Source organism: Gluconobacter sp. Dm-73 (assembly GCF_018256215.1).
Classification (GTDB): Bacteria; Pseudomonadota; Alphaproteobacteria; order Acetobacterales; family Acetobacteraceae; genus Gluconobacter; species Gluconobacter cadivus.
The window spans coordinates 76,412-94,197 of record NZ_JAERLW010000011.1 but is presented as its reverse complement, the minus strand read 5'-3'; the positions used below and the strand labels follow the sequence as shown (position 1 = coordinate 94,197).

The following is a 17,786-nucleotide window of genomic DNA, read 5'->3' as shown; positions in this document are numbered from 1 at the left end:
ACCCGTTTCCTCAGCAGGAAATCAGACACCGCGCGAGCGACTGGATTTCCCGCAGATTGCTCTGCGCGTCCATGGGCTCCCGCCCCAGCATGTTCATAGCGCGGAAATGGATCGTGCTGAGGAGCATGTCCAGCACCGTATCGGCATGCTGGCAGAAAACCTTTTCGCCCCGCTTGCTTGCGCGCTCAAGAAACAATGCCATCTGCGCACGCGCCGGCACGACGCTGACTTCCCACAGAACCTGACCGAACTCCGGATCATGCACAGCCTCGCCCAGCAGGGTTCCGTAAGTCCGGCCCAGCGGGGTAGCGAGGAAGCGGATGCGCGCGGCAATCAGCTCGTCCACGTCCCCGGCAAAGCTGCCCGTATCAATCTGCGGCGTCAGATCATCGCGCCACAGACGAATTGCATCGAAGAACATCGCCTGTTTCGTCGGCCAGCGACGATAGACCGTAGCGGTTGAAACGCCTGCTGCCTTGGCCACGCGACTGATGGTGAGGCCCTGATAGCCTTCTTCCGCCAAAACCTGCGCGATCGCCGCGAGGATATTGTCTTTCAACCCAAGATTGATCGGCCGTCCCGGCGCACGGATCAGAGTACGGTCCCGGACGGGAACATGAACAGGCTTTAGCGGTAAAGTGTGTGTCACTGCAGTCTGCGACATAAGTGTTCCCCTTCCTGACCATTTAATTCGGTCAACATCATCTCGTGATTTAACGCAGCTAGTCAGAGATGGACGCTTCGTTACAACACGCAATTGCGTTTATTTGATATCAAAAGATGTCCATTTTCCATCAGGGAATAACGTGACTCGCCTGAAGCGCCGTTCTTTTGGCCTGAACTGCCGCTGCATCCATCGAAACGGATCGGACTGATGCGACCTCCTGAGCGGAAATCCCGGACGATGATCCGCCCCCCAGCGTCGCCGCATAACTCAGCACAGCCGCAATATCGTCATCGGACAGCGTCTTAAACGACGGCATGAATCCCTTGTAGGACTGCCCTTCCACAAGAATCGGCCCATGCAGCCCGTTCACCAGAACCGCCGCAAGATATGCCTTCCCCTCGGGTGAAGACGCGATGGCACCAACCCGCCCCGCAAGGGCCGGAAAAGTACCGGGCCGTCCAGCGCCCGCAGGCCCGTGGCACATCGCGCATTTTCCCGCGTAGAGCGCCGCACCATCCGCCGCCATCGCCGCAGACGTTACAAACGGTCCCACGCCAAGTAGCCCCGCCAGCATGATCCTGAATCCGTGTCTCATCGTCATGGCCCGAAGCCCTCCGGAAGATGCATTGTCGTAGCAGTTTGAAACACACTACCCCCCGCTTCGTCTGAAAGCTACCGCTCCCGGCGCGGCAGCGTGTCTTTCTCGAAAGCGCAAATCCGCCTATCCTGCGCGCATCTTTCCTGCCGGAACTCCGGCACAGTCGGCAGAGGTTCCGCATGACCCAGAGCGAGACGTCCCCTTCCCCGGGCGGCACGAAACGGCGCGACCTGCTGACGACCGCAACCGTAACACTGGGCTGCGCGGGGGCCTGCGCCCTTGCCGTCCCTTTTCTCAACAGCCTGAAAAATCCGTCCGCCACGACTTTGTCCGACAAAACGCTGGAGGTCGATCTGTCTTCCCTTGCTCCCGGACAGGACATGACCGTGCAATGGCAGGACTGGCCCATTTTCATCCAGCGCCGCACACCACAGATGCTGGCCGCACTCCAGACCCCCGCGCACATCGCCACCCTGCGCGACGCAGACTCGAAAATGCTTCAGCAGCCGAAAGATGCCACGAACTGGCACCGCTCGGTCCGCCCCGATTATGGGGTTTTGGTCGGGATCTGCACCCATCTGGGCTGCGTTCCGTCTTTCGAGAAACCCGGCTCTGCGCCCGAGGCAGAAGGCGGGTATTTCTGCCCCTGTCATGGCTCGCATTTCGATGCCGCAGGCCGCGTCGCACAGCGCGCGCCCGCGCCGTATAATTTGCCGGTCCCGCCGGTGACGTTCCTCTCCGACACGAAAATCCGCATCGGCCACAGTGCGGGCGATCCGGGCTTCAGCATGTCCGACATCCAGCAGATCTGAGGACCGGCCCCCATGCCCGCACCCGAGAAAACTCCCGGATGGCTTGAACGCCGCCTGCCCGTCATGAGCGTCCTGCGCCGCGAATACATTGCCTTTCCGATGCCCCGGAACCTCAATGCCCTGTGGAGCTTCGGCGCCTTCCTGATGGTCACGATGGTCATCATGATCGCCAGTGGCCTGTTCCTCGCCATCAACTACACCCCCGACATCACACAGGCCTTCGCCAGCGTCGAAGCGATCGACCGTCAAATCCCCTCAGGCTGGTTCCTGCGCAGCCTGCATATGGGCGGCGTGACGATGCTGTTCGCCTGCCTCTACATCCATATTGCGCGCAGCCTTTGGTACGGCTCCTACAAGGCTCCGCGCGAACTGCTGTGGCTAACAGGGCTGGGCCTGATGCTGATGGTGATGGTCACGGCCTTCGCCGGTTATGTCCTGCCCTGGGGACAGATGTCCTACTGGGGCGCCACGGTGGTCCTGAATGCCGCCCACACCATTCCCCTGATCGGCAAGCCGGTTTCCGAACTGCTTCTGGGCGGCGAAACGCTGGGAAACACGGCCCTGCACCGCCTGTTCGTGCTGCATTTCACGATGGCTTTTGCGATCCTCGCCGTCATCGCCCTGCATGTTGCGGCCCTGCATGTGGTCAAGCCGAACAACCCTTCCGGCATCGACCCCGTCAGCCCGAAACAGACCCTACCGTTCCATCCGTATTACACCAGCCGGGACGGCTTCGCGCTCTGCCTGTTCCTGATGGTCTATGCCGGGCTGGTCTTTTTCCTGCCCAATCTGCTGACGCTCGCGGACAATTATGTTCAAGCCAATCCACTCGTGACGCCGCGTGACATCCGGCCGGAATGGTATTTCGCACCGTTCTACGCGATCCTCCGCGCCGTGCCGTCCCGCCTCGGAGGGCTGCTCCTCGCCGTCGGCAGCCTCGCCGTTCTGTTCGCCCTACCCTCGCTGGACCGTTCCCCCACCCGTCCGGCCACACGCCGCCCACTGGTGCGCCTGTCCCTGCCGCTGGCTTTTCTGTCGTTTATTCTGCTGGGCATCGCGGGGATGCATCCTCCGACCGAAACATGGCTGATCGTCAGCCGTCTGGCGATGGCATGGTGGTTCATCCATTTTCTGGTGGTCATGCCGCTCGTTTCGGAACGGGAGATCACATCATGAGCCGCCTGCTCCGGACTTTCGCTTTTGTCGCCAGCCTAGCAACCTTTCCCGCCGCCGCCAGCACACCCGCCCAGCGTGGCCTGATGGTCTTTCAGCAGGTCTGCGCCGCCTGCCACGGCATGGAGCATGTCGATTACGGCGATATGGCCGCCTTCGGACTCTCACCAGACGCCATCCGAAGCTGGGCCGCCGATCAGCAGATTCCGAACGGAACGGACGACAATGGCGATCCGAAAACCCGTCCCGCCACACCCGCCGATCCCATTCTCTCGCCCTATCCCAACGAGGCCGTAGGGCGTCTGGCCAATCACGGGCTGCTTCCGCCCGACCTCTCCCGACTGGCCATGACATTACCAGGGGGCGCAGAACAGATCCGGCGCATCCTCCTGTCCTATGCCCCCACACCTGCGGGCGTGAAACTCGATGACGGCCGCTATTACAACACTGCGCTGAAATGGAAGCATATCGGCATGCCGCCGCCCCTTCAGGACGGAATGCTGACCTACCCGGACGGTACAAAAGCCACCATCCAACAGATGGCAACCGACGTTTCGGCCTTTCTCAACGACGTCGCGCATCCGCACGCAGCAGAGCGCAGACGGATCGGCCTCTACGTTCTTGCGTACCTCGCCCTGATGGCGCTCCTGACCTTCGCGCTGCAACGCCGGATCTGGAAATCGCGCCCCTGATGAGTGGCGCAGAGCCTACAGATGCGAAGCGTGATCCCTGCGATGCGCCTCGCGATAGGTCAGCGGCATGACTGCCAGCCCCTGAACCGTCTCGATCACGTCCAGTTCCGCATTACCCAGCAGCCGCACCAGCGCATCCCGCGGTGTATACAGCCCCCTGACGGTCACGCTGCTTTTGTCCTGCAAAAGCGCATCATCCATCAGCACCGGGCATCGCGTCTTGCGCTCCAGCTCTGCAACAGCCGCTGCAAGCGCCTTCGTGTCGATCTGCAAAACGACTTTGCGAACCGGGCAGATGTCAGGCGTCCGCGTGACGGTTTCTCCCCATACCGTCCCCTCCAGAACGCACACGCACACCAACACGCGCAGCCCCGTCCGCACAGATCCGGATACGAGACGCCGCCAGTTGAAACGTTCAGGATACGGACGGTCTCGCATGCCCGTGGCTCTCCCCTGAGCACACCCATCTCACATGTCTGACAGGCCCACCAGACGATAGAACGCAGCAACCGGGAGACGGCCACACCCCTCCCGTTCTTTTGAAGATCAGAACAAAAAGCTCAGAATGTCGGTGGTGTACAGGCGCTGATGATCTCACAGCCTTCGGAACTCAGACATCGAAACCGGTGTGGCTGGCGACTGTCGAAATGATACGCATCCCCCGGCCCAAGGATCTCCTGCCGCTCTCCGACCGTAATTTCCACACGCCCGTGAAGGATGAAACCACCCTCCTCGCCCTCATGGGCATAAACCGCAGCCCCCGTATCAGCGCCGGACGCATAGTTTTCCCGCAAAATCTGAAGCGTCCTGCCGAATGAGGACGCCCCCACCTGCCGGAACACCACGCCTCCCTGCTCGAAGGTCAGGAGTTCGTCCGCACGGTAAAAGATCTTGTCTCCCCCTTCCGGGACGATGCTGAAAAATTCGCCAAGTGTTACGGGAATCCCGTCCAGAACCCGCTTGAGCGTCCCGACGGAGGGGTTCATGTCCCCGGATTCGATCAGGGAAATCGTGGAATTGGTGACGCCGGTCCGCTTGGCCAGTTCACGCTGGGACAGATTTCTGGCTGTCCGGACAAACCGCAGGCGCGCTCCCAGATCCATCCTGTCCCATGCCCCCTCTCCTGTTTCGTTTCATGATTATGTCATATCGAAACAGAAAGGAAACCTTGAAAATCATTATACCTGTAGGTGGTATTTGTTTGTGATATGCCTCCACAGGCAAAGACATGATCGTCCGGAACATATGGCCCGCAGAACCGTTCTGGAGTAGACAAACCACCAGAACGGCATGTGCGGACTTCCGACTGCTCCAGTCACGGCTCCGCGATTTTGCGCAGAGACAGGATGGACGACTGATGCTGTATGCTTCGACGGGGTGCTTCACTCTCACGGTGATCATGGGCGTCTGGCTCGCTATTTTCGCGGCCCGCTACAAGCGCCCTTTCAGCTTCCTCACGCCCGTCCATGTTGGATCGGCCATTGTTGGCGCGGTCTTTCTCGTCATTGCGATCAGCAATGGTGACAATCGCCTCATGCTGAACGTGGCGCTTGCCGTCGCCATCGCGGCCTTCGGTGTTTTGATGGCGTTTTTCCGCAGGCGCGGCGCCATGATCGCGCCGCTTTATATGTGTCACATCCTGCTGGCGGTCATGTTCTATTTCTCAATGGTGTGCTTCACGATTTTTCCGAATTTCGGCCTAGACTGACGCGCCTTACAACGCGGCGAGGCTCTTCCAGATCATGTACGCCGCAACCGTGAAAATGACGCAGGCAAAGAACGTCGTCAGCGCGGGACCGGAGCCTGAAAGGCGCTTCGCCGCACGGGTCCCGAGAAAGCTGCCGATGACGCCCCCCGCCACGAACAGCAGACCCATCACCCAGTCCACATAGCCCGAGAGCATGTAACTCAGCGCCGTACTGGCTCCCAGCGCCGCCACCGCGACCAGCGATGTGCCGACCGCATTGAGAATAGGCATCCGTGTGCAGGCGATCAGCGCCGGGACGATCAGAAACCCGCCGCCAATCCCGAAAAATCCGGACAACACGCCCGTCCCGGCCCCGGCCATCATGACGCGCGGCATGTTCTGACGGTTACACGCCGCCCCGGCCTCACCCTTGTTGCGACGCCCCCGCAGCATGAGCACACCGACCACGACCATCAGCAGCGCAAAACACAACAACAGCTTTTCGCCATTCACCGCCTTGCCAAACGCCGCCCCGATGAACGCTCCCGCCACGCCGCACGGCGCGAAAATGCCCGCGCATTTCCATTTGACCGTCCCCGCGCGGGCATGGCTGACCAACCCGGCCAGAGCGTTGACCGCTACCGCCATGGCGCTCGTTCCGATGGCGACATGCGCGTTTTTCACACCCACGACATAGACCATCAAGGGAACGGCAAGAATGGACCCGCCGCCCCCGATCAGTCCCAGCGTAAACCCGATCAGAACACCACAGGCCAGCTCAAGCGCAATATGCACGATCCGCTCAGCCGCCCTTTTTCGCATTCAGGGGCTTGGGCGCGACCATCAGCTCACGCCCTTTCAACATCCCGTCCCAATACATCAGCGGCATGACGTATTTCTTGAGCCACCAGGCAAGGCGCGTCGGCTTCTGTCCGTTGAGCAGCCATTTCGGCAACGTCGGAGCCAGTTTGCCGCCATAGCTGAACTCGGCCAGCACGATCCGCCCGTTCTCCACCGTCAACGGACAGGCGCCATAGCCCTCATATTCCGAAACCGGCCCCTGATGCTTCAGAAACGCCAGCACGTTGGTCGCCACCACAGGCGCCTGCACCCGAACCGCTGCTGCGGTCTTGGCACAGGACGTGCCGATCACATCTCCGAGGGCGAACACATCCGGGAAACGCACATGCTGCAACGTCGCCGGATTGACCTCAACAAACCCGTCCGATCCCGAGAGCGCACTGTCGCGGATCACCTGCGGCGCGCTCTGCGGCGGCACGACATGCAACATGTCGAACGTCCGCTCAACCCGATCCACATTCTCCCCGACCTTGCGTTCGAAAACGGCCTTGCGGTTCGGCCCGTCCACTTCCACGAGCTTCGATCCGGTGTGCAATCCGACGTGATAGCGCTTGATATATTCCATCAGCGGCGGCACGAAATCCTTCACACCGAACAGCCCCGGTGTTGCGGTATCGAACTCGACCGAAATGTTATCCAGAACGCCCCGGCGCTTCCACGCATCGCAGGACAGATACACGGCTTTCTGCGGCGCACCGGCGCATTTGATCGGCATGGGCGGCTGGGTAAAGATCGCAGTGCCGCCCTTGAGCTGCTGCACAAGCTGCCATGTGTAGGGGGCCAGATCGAAACGGTAGTTCGATGTCACGCCGTTCTTGCCCAACGTCTCCGCCAGACCGGGAATAGCGTCCCAGTTCAGCGTAATCCCCGTCGCCACGACGAGCGCGTCATAGGACACGACCGTGCCGTCCGTCAGCACCACTTCGCGCACATCCGGCCGGAACAGCTTTGCCGCCTGCTTCACCCAGACAACGTCTTTCGGCATGACATCCGCTTCTTTGCGGCGCGTTTGTGCGGCCTGAAAGACGCCCCCGCCCACAAGCGTCCAGCCGGGCTGGTAGAAATGCTCGTTAGACGGCTCCACCACACCAATCGACAGATTCCGGTTCCGCTTGAGCAGACTGCCCGCAGTCGACAGACCACCCGCACCACCACCGATGATCAGAACCTGAAAATGCGCCGCATCCTTGCGCGGGGCCGCCGCCGGAGCAGCAACACGCTCGATCCGTGCCCGTAAACGGCTGATATCCACCCCGGCCCGTTCCATTGCCGCGAAAATTTCAGCGGCAGGGCGCTTGCCAGCCTCGGCGAGAGCCCAGATCTGCCCGGCCCGTGTGCCTGAGCGGCAATAGCCGACAACCGGCGCGGGAAGCGTCGCCAGAACCTGCCGCGTTTCGGCGATCTGCGTTTCGCTCGGCACGGTTCCGGACTTTACCGGAATTGCGGCAAATGCCAGTCCAGCCTCTTTCGCGGCGGCCTCGATCACTTTCATTTCCGGCTGATCCGGCGCCTCCCCGTCAGGACGGAAACAAAGGATCGTGTGAAATCCCTCCGCCTTCAGATCGGCAATATCCTGCACGGCAATCTGGGGGGAAATGGCATAGCTGTCGGTCAGATGACGGGTTGGCATGGGAACTCCAGAAACGCAAAATAAGGCACAATCGTGCCGGACGGATGGATTTCAGACGCGATTGACGGGGATCTTGATGTAGCTCACGCCGTCGGCTTCGGGTTCGGGCAGGTGCCCACCGCGCATGTTGACCTGTACGGACGGCATCAGGAGGCGCGGCATCGCAAGCGTCGCGTCGCGGGCGGTGCGCATCTGCACGAACTCCTCTTCGCTCACGCCGTCATGAACATGAATGTTGTAACCGCGCTCGTGCCCGACTGTCGTCAGCCAGACATAATCGTCCCGTCCCGGCGCCTTGTAGTCATGACACAGGAACAGCCGCGTCTCGACCGGAAGTGACAGCAGACGGCGGATGGAACGAAACAACTGCCGTGGATCTCCACCCGGGAAATCTGCTCGCGCCGTACCAAAATCCGGCATGAAGATCGTATCGCCCACAAAGGCCGCATCACCGATCACGAACGCCATATCTGCAGGCGTGTGGCCCGGAACATGCAGCACCGTGACGGGAAGTTCACCGATCCGGAAGGTCTCGCCATCGCGGAACAGACGGTCAAACTGCGACCCATCCCGCGCAAAACGCGTTCCCGCATTAAAGATCTTGCCGAACACAGCCTGAACCAGCGTGATGTCCGCCCCAATCCCCAGCTTGCCACCAATTTTTTCCTGCAACCAGGGCGCGGCAGAGAGATGATCCGCATGGGCATGCGTCTCAAGCTGCCAGTCCACAGTCAGGCCTTCACGCCCCACATAATCGACAATCGCCTGCGCCGAGCCATGCGACGTTCGTCCGGCCGCAGCGTCATAATCAAGCACGCTGTCAATGACGGCAGCGCGCTTCGTGACGGGGCAATGGACCACATGCGTCGCAGTATTCGTGGCTTCATCGAAGAACGTACAGACGACGGGAATGGGCGTCGCACCCTGCTCGGTCCGCCGGATCTGGTCGGTCGCGGCCTGAATTGCTGCATCGTGCATGGCGTCCACCTTCTGGCTGCGGAATGTCTTTACGACACTTTCATTAACTGTTAAGTTAATATTGTAAGTGTTGCATGTCAAGCGCCCTGATGCTTTTGGAACCGGACCATGATCGTATCCCCTCCCGCTGAATCGTCTTTTCCGTCCCTTCGCATCGGCGACCGCGCTCCGGATTTCAGCGCCCGGACCACGCATGGCGAGTTCATCATGAGCGCCCTGCGCGGGCACTGGGTGCTGCTCTTTGCCCATCCGGCCGATTTCACACCTGTCTGCACCAGCGAATTCATTGCTCTCGCCCGCAGCGCGGAGGAGTTCCAGAAGCGGGACTGCGCGCTCCTCGGCATCTCAGCGGACAGTCTTCCAGCCCATCTGGCCTGGGTGAACGCGATCCGGACGCAGTTCGACGTCCATGTCCCTTTCCCCATCATCGAAGACCCATCCCTTGCCGTCGCCAAAGCTTACGGCATGCTCGACAGCACAGCTCAGGACAGCGCAACCGTCCGCTCCGTCTTCATGATCGACCCCACGGGCACCGTCCGGGCGATCCTGAACTACCCCGCCACAGTCGGACGCTCCGTCCCCGAACTCCTGCGCCTGCTCTGCGCCCTACAGGAAGTGGACCGCGCGGGCGCTCTCACGCCCGAAAGCTGGCAACCCGGACAGCGCACCATCGCGCCCCCGCTTCAGACGCAGGCCGCAGTAGAAAAAGCCGGGGCCAAATGGTTCTTCCAGCCCATGCCGAGGGAGCGTTCATGACCGTCCTGCTGCCCCTTGAGAAAAGCCGCGAACTGGCGGAATGGCTGCGTATTCTCGCTCAGCCCCAACGACTCATGATCCTCTCGGCCCTGCTCGACAGCACCCATGCCGTCAGCGAGATTGAAACCATGACCGGTATCGGACAACCGACACTGAGCCAGCATCTGGGCGCCCTCCGGCGCGCGGGGCTGATCGAATCCCAACGTGAATCCCGTGCCATTCACTACTGCTGGGCCGACACTCCAGATGCCAGACGCGCGCGCGTCCTTTTGATGAGTCTGCAACCCGGCGCCCTCCCGCCCGAGCTTCCGGCCCCCATCGTCGAAACGGCGCCCGGCCCGGCAGCGTCGGCACGGTTTGCCCGTATTCTTCACTCCTGAAAGTCGTTAATCCGGATTCAGGAAGTCCTTATTGAAGGATATTTCAGGACACAGAGTTGCGATAAAGTTCTTTCAGATTGAAACTGTGAAAAGCGCCACACGCTTACCTGAAGGTAAGGAGAAAACACATGATCCGTTATTGTATTGCCCTGGCCGGCCTGACATTTGCACTGACACAGGGTGCCTCCGCCGCCACCCGTGAAGAACAGACGCAGGCCTGCAAGGGCGATGCGCTTCGCCTGTGCGCGCTGGCCATCCCCAACGAAGCCAAGATCACCGCCTGCATGCAGAAGAAAATCGACAAACTCTCCCCCAAATGCCGCGCGATGTTTACCCCCCTCCCCCAGGCAAAAAAAGCTCCCGCTCCCAAGCCAAAACAAAGCTGATCTCCTGGTCGGAGAAGGGTTTGACAGATCCGTGATTGCGAAATCGTACATTTTCGCAATCCCTCCCGCGTCCGTGACTGGTTTCCGTCCGGCAGACTGGATATGGTGCCATCAGTGATTTTTAAGAGAAAACTGACATCATACCGCAGCCGTCAGGATCGGCCCCGACAGGTCTGGTGTCTTTTGCTGGACAGACCGGAACCATGACCCGACAGTACGATCGCCGCAAAGTAACCCTCAAGGACGTGGCAGCACAGGTCGGGGTTTCCCACACAACGGTCTCCAACGCCTATATCCGCCCCGGCCAGCTATCGGCCGCCCTGCGCGAGAAGATCCTCGCCGCCGCGCAGGAGCTTGGATATACCGGCCCCGATCCAGCCGCCAAACAGCTTGCCACCGGCCGCGCAGGCGCTCTGGGCTTCCTGTTCAGCGAAGACCTGCCCTACGCCTTCACCGACCCCGCAATCCTGAGCGTTCTCAACGGTGTCGCCCGGTCCTGTGACGATCTGGAAACCGATCTCGCCCTGATTTCCGCGGGCAGCAATCTGCGCAACCGCACCGCACCCGTCTCGCTCGGCAACGCCGCCGTGGACGGTTATATCCTCTATTCCGTAGCTCCCGACAGCCGCTGCGTGCTCATGGCCCAGCAGCGCAATGTTCCGCTCGTCGTGGTGGACCAGCCCCGCCTCGATGGCGTGCCGTATGTCGGGATCGACGATCGCGGCTCCGCGTATCGTGCCGCCAAAACCCTGCTTGAACTCGGGCACCGGCATTTCGGCATTCTGTCACTCAAAACAGCCCATGACGGTTATTTCGGCCCTCTGACGGCAAAGCGACGCGCCAATATCGCTCACAGCACCATCGCCATGCGCCTTGAAGGCTATCTTCTGGCGCTGCAGGAAGCGAAAATCGCTCCCGAAGACGTCCCGGCATGGGAAATCCCCATCAATTCCGAAGATATGGGAGCGGAAGGCGTCCGCCATCTGCTGAACCGCGCCCAGCGCCCGACCGCTATCCTCGCCATGAGCGACCGCGTCGCCATCGGTGCCATGCAGACCATCCGTGCGTTGGGCCTGAACATTCCGCAGGACGTCTCGATCTTCGGCTTCGATGACATCCCCGCTGCCGAAGGCGCCGATCTGAGCACGATCCGCCAGCCTCACGAACGCAAGGGGACGGAAGCCGTACGCCTGCTAAGTGCGGCCAGCGGCAGCGAGAATGTCATCCTCGATACCGAACTGGTCCTGCGCGGCAGCATCGGCCCCGCCGCCCCCTGACCAGACGGCGGCGTTTCAGTTCCGAAGTGCGGCAGGCAGGTCGCTGAAAGCCCCGATCCGCAGATCCGGGTCCAGTGCCGCGCACTGAGTGGCCGATCCGTGGCCGTAACTGGCCCAGCATGAGGCGATCCCGGCATTGCGGGCGAACTGAAGGTCGGCCACGGTATCGCCCACCATCAAAAAGTCCGAGCGCTGCTGCTTCGGAAACAGCGGCACAATGCGCTCATCCATCACGCGCGGATCAGGCTTGTGCGGAAAATGCGGTTCGGACGCCACAACACCTGAAAAGAACGGCGTCAGGCCAAAGCGCGCGATGCTCGCACACACGGTTGGCGCGTGTTTGTTGCTAAGAATGGCGAGGATGGTGCCCTGCTCTTTCAGTGCGGCCAGCGTGTCCACCACCCCGTCGAACAGGACCGTCTCTTCCTCGTCCGCCGCCGGATAGAACGCCCGGTAATGACGTACGAACGCCGCCGCATCCTGCTCGTCGCTTTTGGGAACGATCGCCTGAAACAGCGTCTGGAGCGTGCCGCCTCGCGTCAGTTCCTGTTTGAGCGCGTCCGACGTGGGCGCGGAGACACCCACGGCATCGAACGCCTCTGTCAGGCTGCGAAGAATGGCCGGCTGCGTTTCCGCCAGCGTGCCGTCATAATCGAGGAGGAGGATCGGAAAACGTGTCATGCTCTCCTTTTCCCCCGCCGCGCGCCGGAAATCCACCCCCAGAGGCGCAGATCCGAGACGCTTATCGCCCCCCTGCTGCAAGAAGTGCTTTGATTCCCGGCAGGATCGCAATCAGCAATCCTCCCGGCGGTTGCGGGGCATGGGCGGAGGCCAGCATACTGGCCGAATTCTCAAACGCCGCGTCCTGATCCTGAAGCAGACGGGCCGCATCCATCCGCCATGCCGAGCCGCTCCGCCCGTTCAGAACATTCAGCCCGGCGCGGGACAACTGCCCTACGGCGTGCGAGACGGGGACCACGGCTTCAAGCGCCGGAATTCCTTTCGCACTTGTCACGAACGCCGCGTCATTATCGGCCCAGCGCTGAAGCATCTGCCGCAGCGGGCCTGCCAGCGCCGTCTCGCCCTGCGCATAACGCTCTGCCATCGCATTGAACTGAGTCGCCACAAACGAATCAGGCTCCGCGACTGCCACAGGTGCCGACAGCATGGCCTCTCCGGTGGGGGCTGCAAGATGGTTGAGCGCATAATTGCGGACAGGAACCGTCACATCCGTCAGCACTGCCAGAGGCTCTGAACGTCCTGGCGCCATGGCTTCACGCATGGCATGACGATGCTGCGTGGCCTGCAATCCCGTCGCTTCAAGCTCCGTCATCACGACCGGCAAACGGCGCTCCAGATCAGGAACATCCCGCACGTCCTGCGCGGACCAAAACCGCTCGGCCAGTGCCGCCATCCGGGGCCAGAGCCGCGAGTCCAGCATCGGTTCGGACACCATTTCCGCCCAAAGCGTCCCTTCCGCCCCCAGCACCAGCTTTTTCTGTGCGTCATCCAGCGGCGGGGCGTTCACGTCCAGTTCAAACGGCACGGAGAACTCGGGATGTTTGGGCGGGAACTTCGCCAGCTGCTCGGGCGTGATGCCGTCCGCCCGCGTATCGAACGGATCGACCGCATAATGCGTGGCGGCAGGACGCAGCAGATCGAGATAATATCCCGCCGACACCACGACCGGATGCCCGGCGCGCGTGGCCGATCCCGTCCATTTCGACGCACGCCACGGCTCGACAACCACATTTTTCGGGATCGGGGCCTCGCTGACCTCGTCCCATCCCATCATCACATGTCCCTGCGCGGCAATCATGGCCGCGACCTGCGCCGTGAACGCAGCCTGAAGCGCTTCGGCGGTTTCGTAGCCATGTGCCTTCATATAGGCCGCAATCGCCGGATTTTTCGTCCACTGGGAGGATACGACTTCATCGCCACCCGCATGGATATAGCGGTCCGGAAAAAGGCGACCCATCTCGCCATAAAGAACCCGCACGAAGCGCAGCGTCTGCGGATTGGTCGGGTCGAGGGCAGCGTTATTGAGGTTCAGCCCCTTGGTGCTCATATCCGGCAAAGGCTGCGCCGCCAGTTCCGGATAAGCGCGCACGATGGCCAGCGCATGCCCCGGAACGTCAAATTCCGGCACAACACGAATACCGCGATCAGCCGCATAGGACACGACCTCGCGGATCTGCGCCTGCGTATAATACTGATCCGGGGCGGTCATGGCCTGAAGCTGCGGATATGCCCGGCTCTCGACCCGAAAGGCCGTTCCGTCACTCAGATGCCAGTGCAGGACGTTGAGCTTGACCAGTTCCATCGCATCAAGCTGGCGCTCCACGGTTTCGACCGTATCGAAATGCCGCGACACGTCCAGCAGCAGACCGCGCCACGCAAACCGGGGCGCATCCTCGATATGGATCCGCTCGACGACCGCACCATCCGGGGTGGCGCGGACAAGCTGAAGCAGCGTCGCCAGACCGTGAATCACACCCGCCGGACCATCCGCCTCCAGCCGCGCGCCCTTGGCCGCCGTCGTGAGCGCGTAACGCTCCTTTTCATCCACACTCAGATAAGCCCGGTCGGGCCCGGCGGACACATGCAGCACATACGGCTCATCCTGCCCCGCAGGCCCGGCGATGGCCGCAAGACGCGTCGTAAACCGTGCCGTCGCCCGTTGCAGCAGGGGCGAGGGGCGTGTGTCCCACACGATCTGCACCCCGCCACCGATCGGCGCCACACCATTGGGCACCGAAACGCTCTGCGGAACGGGCAGCAGACTCTCTTCCGCACGCGCCGCGCCGGCAGAAATCCCCGCCAGAACGCTTCCCGCAAGAAGCAGCCCCACTGCGCCACGAACCCTGCGGCGAACGATCCGGCCGCGTTGTGAAGCTGTCTGCGTCATCTGAAGCTGTCCCTGAGTATGAATTTCAGTGCGTATCGGGCGCAGGAGGACGCGCATCGAGCATCAGCTCCGCATCCCCGGCAGACAGCGCGATACCATAGAACGTGTGATAGAAAGAACGGATAGACCGGATCATCGCAGGCCGGTCCACCTGTCCGGTCTGAACGATCTGCCGCGACCACAGAACCTGAAGCAGAAGCTCCGGCCCATAACGGTCCCACGGAAACAACCCGGTCGGATTGCGATAGACGCGCCCGGACTGTACGGCCTTGATCTTCGACCAGACCGGGTCCTGCGTCAGCGTCGCCGGATCGCCCGCATTCGCTCCGATAATGACGATATCCGGGTTCCACGACAGGACCTGTTCGATCGAAACGGGCTGTTTGTTCCCATGAATGCCCTGTGCGGCATTCCGCCCACCCGCACTGCGGATCCACTGGTCGATGATGCTGGCGTCACCATCCACCCTGAGTGGCTTGAGGGATTCCACATGCAGCACAAGCGGCCCCTGCGGATTGGTCGGAGCCTGCGAGACAGCCTGAAGAAACGCCAGACGATATGCCTGCGCCCGCTTTGTCGCCAGTGGTGTCTGAAGCAGGGTCGCGGTTCCGTCCACGCAGTCGAGCATCGAATCAAACCGGTCGAACCCTTCAGGCACCACGTTCAGCCCGGCCCGCGTCAGGGCATCGGCGGAATGGCCCGAAGCCGTCACGAACACCAGATCGGGATGCAGCGCCAAAAGCTCTTCCGCATTCAGATTGCCGGGGTCCAGCGTCTCGGCTCTGGACAACGACGGCACCAGCTTGAACATCCAGGGCAACATCGCCGGACGCGCCACGGTTCCCACGATCTGGTTCTGCGCCCCCAGCATGATGAGCATCGCATTATGGGCGTACCAGCCTTCCACAATCCGGGTGGGAGGGGCCGCGTAGGCGGCCGGCCCCGGCAGCGCAACCGCACCCATCAAAGCCGTCCCCAGAAATGTCAGGGCCGAAAACCGCTTCAGGGTCCGTGACAATGTCAGTCCCAATGTCATTTCTCGTTCCTTTCCTGATGGAAAAAGCGGTTTCCGGCATGATCCATCTGCATTAGAGGCACCCCGTAAAGCGCTGACATCCGTTTTGCCGTCACGACGTCCTGCGGCGGCCCGTCCGCTTCGATCCGACCATGATCCAGAACCAGAACCCGGCTGGCACGCGCATAAAGCTCTTCCGGCCGGTGCGACGTGAGCATAACAAGCCGCCCCTCCCGCGCAAGTTCCGCCAGCAGCGCCATCAGACGCAGCTGATACCCGTAATCCAGCCCCGTCATCGGCTCATCCAGCAACAGGCCCCGCGCATCCTGCGCAATGGCCCGTGCCAGAACGACCCTCTGACGCTCGCCGCCGGACAGTTCCGTAACGGGACGATCGGCAAAACGCTCCAGCCCCATCCGCTCCAGTGCCGCCGCCACGGCCCTCCCGTCCGGCGAAGACAAACGCCCCATCAGGCCGGAATGCGGCACCCGCCCCAACTCCACCATCCGCCGCACCGTATAAGGAAACGTCGCCACATGACTTTGCGGCACATAAGCCAGATGCCGAGCAATGCCAGAGGCAGGCCACTCCCGCATAGACCGCCCCTGAAGAAAGACTTCTCCCGTCGAAGGTGCGAGAAAGCCCATCAGAAGCCGCAGCAGCGTACTCTTGCCCGCACCGTTCAGCCCCAGAAGCCCGACCAGTTCACCTTCCCGGAACGAAAGATCGATATCCTCCAGCACAAACCCGGCCTGCCGTGGCTGGCGGAAACCAAGATTGCAACACGACAGCAATGTCATGCCATCCCGCCCCGCAGGCGCCGCAGAACCAGCACGAAAGCCAGAGCGCCGAACAGTTGCGTGACGATCCCAAGCGGAACCTCGCCCGTCGTCAGACTGCGCGCGCAGGTATCGGCCAGCACCAGCCCCCCGGCCCCCAGCAGCGCCGTCACTGGCATCATGTTCCGGTGCTCCGCCCCGACGAGCAGGCGTGCCACATGGGGGACCAGAAGTCCGATCCAACCGATAATGCCCGCCATCGAAATCGTCATGGCACAGGCCAGCGTTGCCAGAACAATGAGTGCCGGACGCATCACCCGCAGGGAAACACCCAGACTGCGCGCCTCTTCGTCTCCCAAAGACAGCACATCCAGAACAGGCGCGCACAGAACAAGCGCCATTGTCAGGATAATGAGCGGACCAGACACCCACGCCAGTTCGTGCCATCCGCTCGGCGCCAGACTGCCCAGAAGCCAGTCCACAATGGCCGGAAGCTGGTCCATCGGATCGGCCAGATATTTCACCAAAGACAGCAAGGCCGTGAAAATCGCATTCCCGATCAGGCCACCCAGAAGCAGGGCCAAAACCCCGCCTCCCGGCAGGGTTCTGCTAATCAGCAACCCACACCCAACCGCCAGCAACCCGCCCCCGAACGCGCCCATCTGCACCACGAACGCCGATCCGCCACTGACGATCGCAAGCGCCGCCCCAAACGCCGCACCACTCAGAACGCCCAGCAGATCCGGCGAGACCAGCGGGTTACGGAACACAGCCTGATAGGTCGCGCCGCCACAGGACAATGCGCTTCCGACCAAAAGCGCCGCCAGAATACGCGGCAACCGCGCCTGCATCACCACCACCTGCGCAAGCGGGTCAACTCCGGCAGACAGATGCAACAAATGCCCGAACACACCCAAAACCCGCAGCGGTGACAGCGGATAGCGCCCCAGACAAAGCGCGCACAACACGCTCAGAACCACGCCTGCCAGAGCAAGGGAACGGATCAGGGCAGGACGGACGGAAATGGCAAACCCTCTCGGCAGAACAGCAGACGAAACCTGCCGCAGGAAAACCATAAGCCAAGCCTTCCTGCGCCACCAGAACCCCTTGCGCGACGACGTCAGGGCCTGAGCCACGCCCCTAACCTGCATTTAAAGTGCATCAGAAGCATAAGATTTTTTGGCACT

General features: G+C 61.7%; 20 protein-coding genes. 8 read left to right on the top strand and 12 right to left on the bottom strand.

Translation table 11 applies throughout. From position 1 onward, the window contains the following. Positions 1–10: 10 nt before the first annotated feature. Entirely contained in the window at positions 11–664 is a 654-nt protein-coding gene (locus JK176_RS12220; RefSeq protein ID WP_211588080.1) for a TetR/AcrR family transcriptional regulator, read from the bottom strand. A 130-nt stretch (positions 665–794) separates the two neighbouring features. Next, positions 795–1,268, bottom strand: coding sequence for a cytochrome c (locus JK176_RS12215; protein ID WP_249194486.1), 474 nt, complete (start codon positions 1,266–1,268; stop codon positions 795–797). Between the two features lie 176 nt (positions 1,269–1,444). On the opposite strand from JK176_RS12215, the gene petA reads away from it, so the two are divergent. Genes petA through JK176_RS12200 form a run of 3 tightly spaced genes read left to right on the top strand, consistent with a single transcriptional unit; the run spans position 1,445 to position 3,942 of the window. Then, positions 1,445–2,077, top strand: coding sequence for a ubiquinol-cytochrome c reductase iron-sulfur subunit (gene petA, locus JK176_RS12210; RefSeq protein WP_211565837.1), 633 nt, complete (start codon positions 1,445–1,447; stop codon positions 2,075–2,077). 12 nt (positions 2,078–2,089) lie between these two features. Then, a complete protein-coding gene (locus JK176_RS12205) occupies positions 2,090–3,253 on the top strand; it encodes a cytochrome b N-terminal domain-containing protein (protein ID WP_211588079.1) in 1,164 nt (387 codons plus the stop codon). Then, positions 3,250–3,942 carry a cytochrome c1 gene (locus JK176_RS12200; protein WP_211588078.1) on the top strand — a complete coding sequence of 231 codons (693 nt, stop codon included), beginning with the start codon at positions 3,250–3,252 and terminating at the stop codon, positions 3,940–3,942. Before JK176_RS12205 ends, JK176_RS12200 begins: the two co-directional genes overlap by 4 nt. A 15-nt stretch (positions 3,943–3,957) precedes the next feature. On the opposite strand, the gene JK176_RS12195 is transcribed toward JK176_RS12200, so the two are convergent. After that, positions 3,958–4,380, bottom strand: coding sequence for a hypothetical protein (locus tag JK176_RS12195; protein WP_211588077.1), 423 nt, complete (start codon positions 4,378–4,380; stop codon positions 3,958–3,960). A 122-nt stretch (positions 4,381–4,502) separates the two neighbouring features. Further along, positions 4,503–5,045 (bottom strand): cupin domain-containing protein, encoded by a 543-nt coding sequence (locus tag JK176_RS12190; protein ID WP_194261721.1) that lies wholly within the window; start codon positions 5,043–5,045, stop codon positions 4,503–4,505. A 254-nt stretch (positions 5,046–5,299) separates the two neighbouring features. Between JK176_RS12190 and JK176_RS12185 the strand changes: the two genes are divergently transcribed. After that, the gene (locus JK176_RS12185; RefSeq protein WP_194261720.1) at positions 5,300–5,650 is read left to right on the top strand and encodes a hypothetical protein; all 351 of its coding nucleotides are present in this window, start codon (positions 5,300–5,302) and stop codon (positions 5,648–5,650) included. 6 nt (positions 5,651–5,656) lie between these two features. On the opposite strand, the gene JK176_RS12180 is transcribed toward JK176_RS12185, so the two are convergent. The 3 genes from JK176_RS12180 to JK176_RS12170 are packed head-to-tail and all read right to left on the bottom strand — an operon-like array spanning position 5,657 to position 9,098. After that, positions 5,657–6,451, bottom strand: coding sequence for a sulfite exporter TauE/SafE family protein (locus tag JK176_RS12180; RefSeq protein WP_211588076.1), 795 nt, complete (start codon positions 6,449–6,451; stop codon positions 5,657–5,659). After that, on the bottom strand, positions 6,432–8,120 hold the full coding sequence (locus tag JK176_RS12175) for a bifunctional protein tyrosine phosphatase family protein/NAD(P)/FAD-dependent oxidoreductase (protein WP_211588075.1): 1,689 nt from the start codon (positions 8,118–8,120) through the stop codon (positions 6,432–6,434). Before JK176_RS12175 ends, JK176_RS12180 begins: the two co-directional genes overlap by 20 nt. Before the next feature lie 51 nt (positions 8,121–8,171). Then, the gene (locus JK176_RS12170) at positions 8,172–9,098 is read right to left on the bottom strand and encodes an MBL fold metallo-hydrolase (protein WP_211588074.1); all 927 of its coding nucleotides are present in this window, start codon (positions 9,096–9,098) and stop codon (positions 8,172–8,174) included. A 108-nt stretch (positions 9,099–9,206) separates the two neighbouring features. Here JK176_RS12170 and JK176_RS12165 point away from each other — a divergent pair, with 108 nt between their 5' ends. From JK176_RS12165 to JK176_RS12150, 4 genes are all read left to right on the top strand, one after another. Next, complete coding sequence (locus tag JK176_RS12165; protein WP_211588073.1) at positions 9,207–9,854, top strand: peroxiredoxin; 648 nt, start codon at positions 9,207–9,209, stop codon at positions 9,852–9,854. After that, the gene (locus tag JK176_RS12160) at positions 9,851–10,234 is read left to right on the top strand and encodes a helix-turn-helix transcriptional regulator (protein ID WP_211588072.1); all 384 of its coding nucleotides are present in this window, start codon (positions 9,851–9,853) and stop codon (positions 10,232–10,234) included. Before JK176_RS12165 ends, JK176_RS12160 begins: the two co-directional genes overlap by 4 nt. A gap of 128 nt (positions 10,235–10,362) precedes the next feature. Beyond that, positions 10,363–10,620 (top strand): hypothetical protein, encoded by a 258-nt coding sequence (locus tag JK176_RS12155; protein WP_194267619.1) that lies wholly within the window; start codon positions 10,363–10,365, stop codon positions 10,618–10,620. Positions 10,621–10,823: 203 nt separating this feature from the next. Continuing rightward, positions 10,824–11,897 carry a LacI family DNA-binding transcriptional regulator gene (locus JK176_RS12150; RefSeq protein ID WP_099286334.1) on the top strand — a complete coding sequence of 358 codons (1,074 nt, stop codon included), beginning with the start codon at positions 10,824–10,826 and terminating at the stop codon, positions 11,895–11,897. A gap of 15 nt (positions 11,898–11,912) precedes the next feature. Here JK176_RS12150 and JK176_RS12145 read toward each other — a convergent pair whose 3' ends face one another. From JK176_RS12145 to JK176_RS12125, 5 genes are all read right to left on the bottom strand, one after another. Continuing rightward, entirely contained in the window at positions 11,913–12,578 is a 666-nt protein-coding gene (locus JK176_RS12145; RefSeq protein WP_211588071.1) for an HAD family hydrolase, read from the bottom strand. A gap of 61 nt (positions 12,579–12,639) precedes the next feature. Next, positions 12,640–14,805, bottom strand: a complete 2,166-nt coding sequence (locus tag JK176_RS12140; protein ID WP_211588070.1) for a family 20 glycosylhydrolase — start codon at positions 14,803–14,805, stop codon at positions 12,640–12,642. A gap of 25 nt (positions 14,806–14,830) precedes the next feature. Then, positions 14,831–15,841 (bottom strand): ABC transporter substrate-binding protein, encoded by a 1,011-nt coding sequence (locus JK176_RS12135; RefSeq protein ID WP_249194485.1) that lies wholly within the window; start codon positions 15,839–15,841, stop codon positions 14,831–14,833. Beyond that, the gene (locus JK176_RS12130) at positions 15,838–16,620 is read right to left on the bottom strand and encodes an ABC transporter ATP-binding protein (RefSeq protein ID WP_211588069.1); all 783 of its coding nucleotides are present in this window, start codon (positions 16,618–16,620) and stop codon (positions 15,838–15,840) included. Before JK176_RS12130 ends, JK176_RS12135 begins: the two co-directional genes overlap by 4 nt. After that, positions 16,617–17,735, bottom strand: a complete 1,119-nt coding sequence (locus tag JK176_RS12125; protein WP_349291930.1) for an iron ABC transporter permease — start codon at positions 17,733–17,735, stop codon at positions 16,617–16,619. The genes JK176_RS12130 and JK176_RS12125 overlap by 4 nt, the downstream gene beginning before the upstream one ends. Positions 17,736–17,786: the final 51 nt, after the last annotated feature.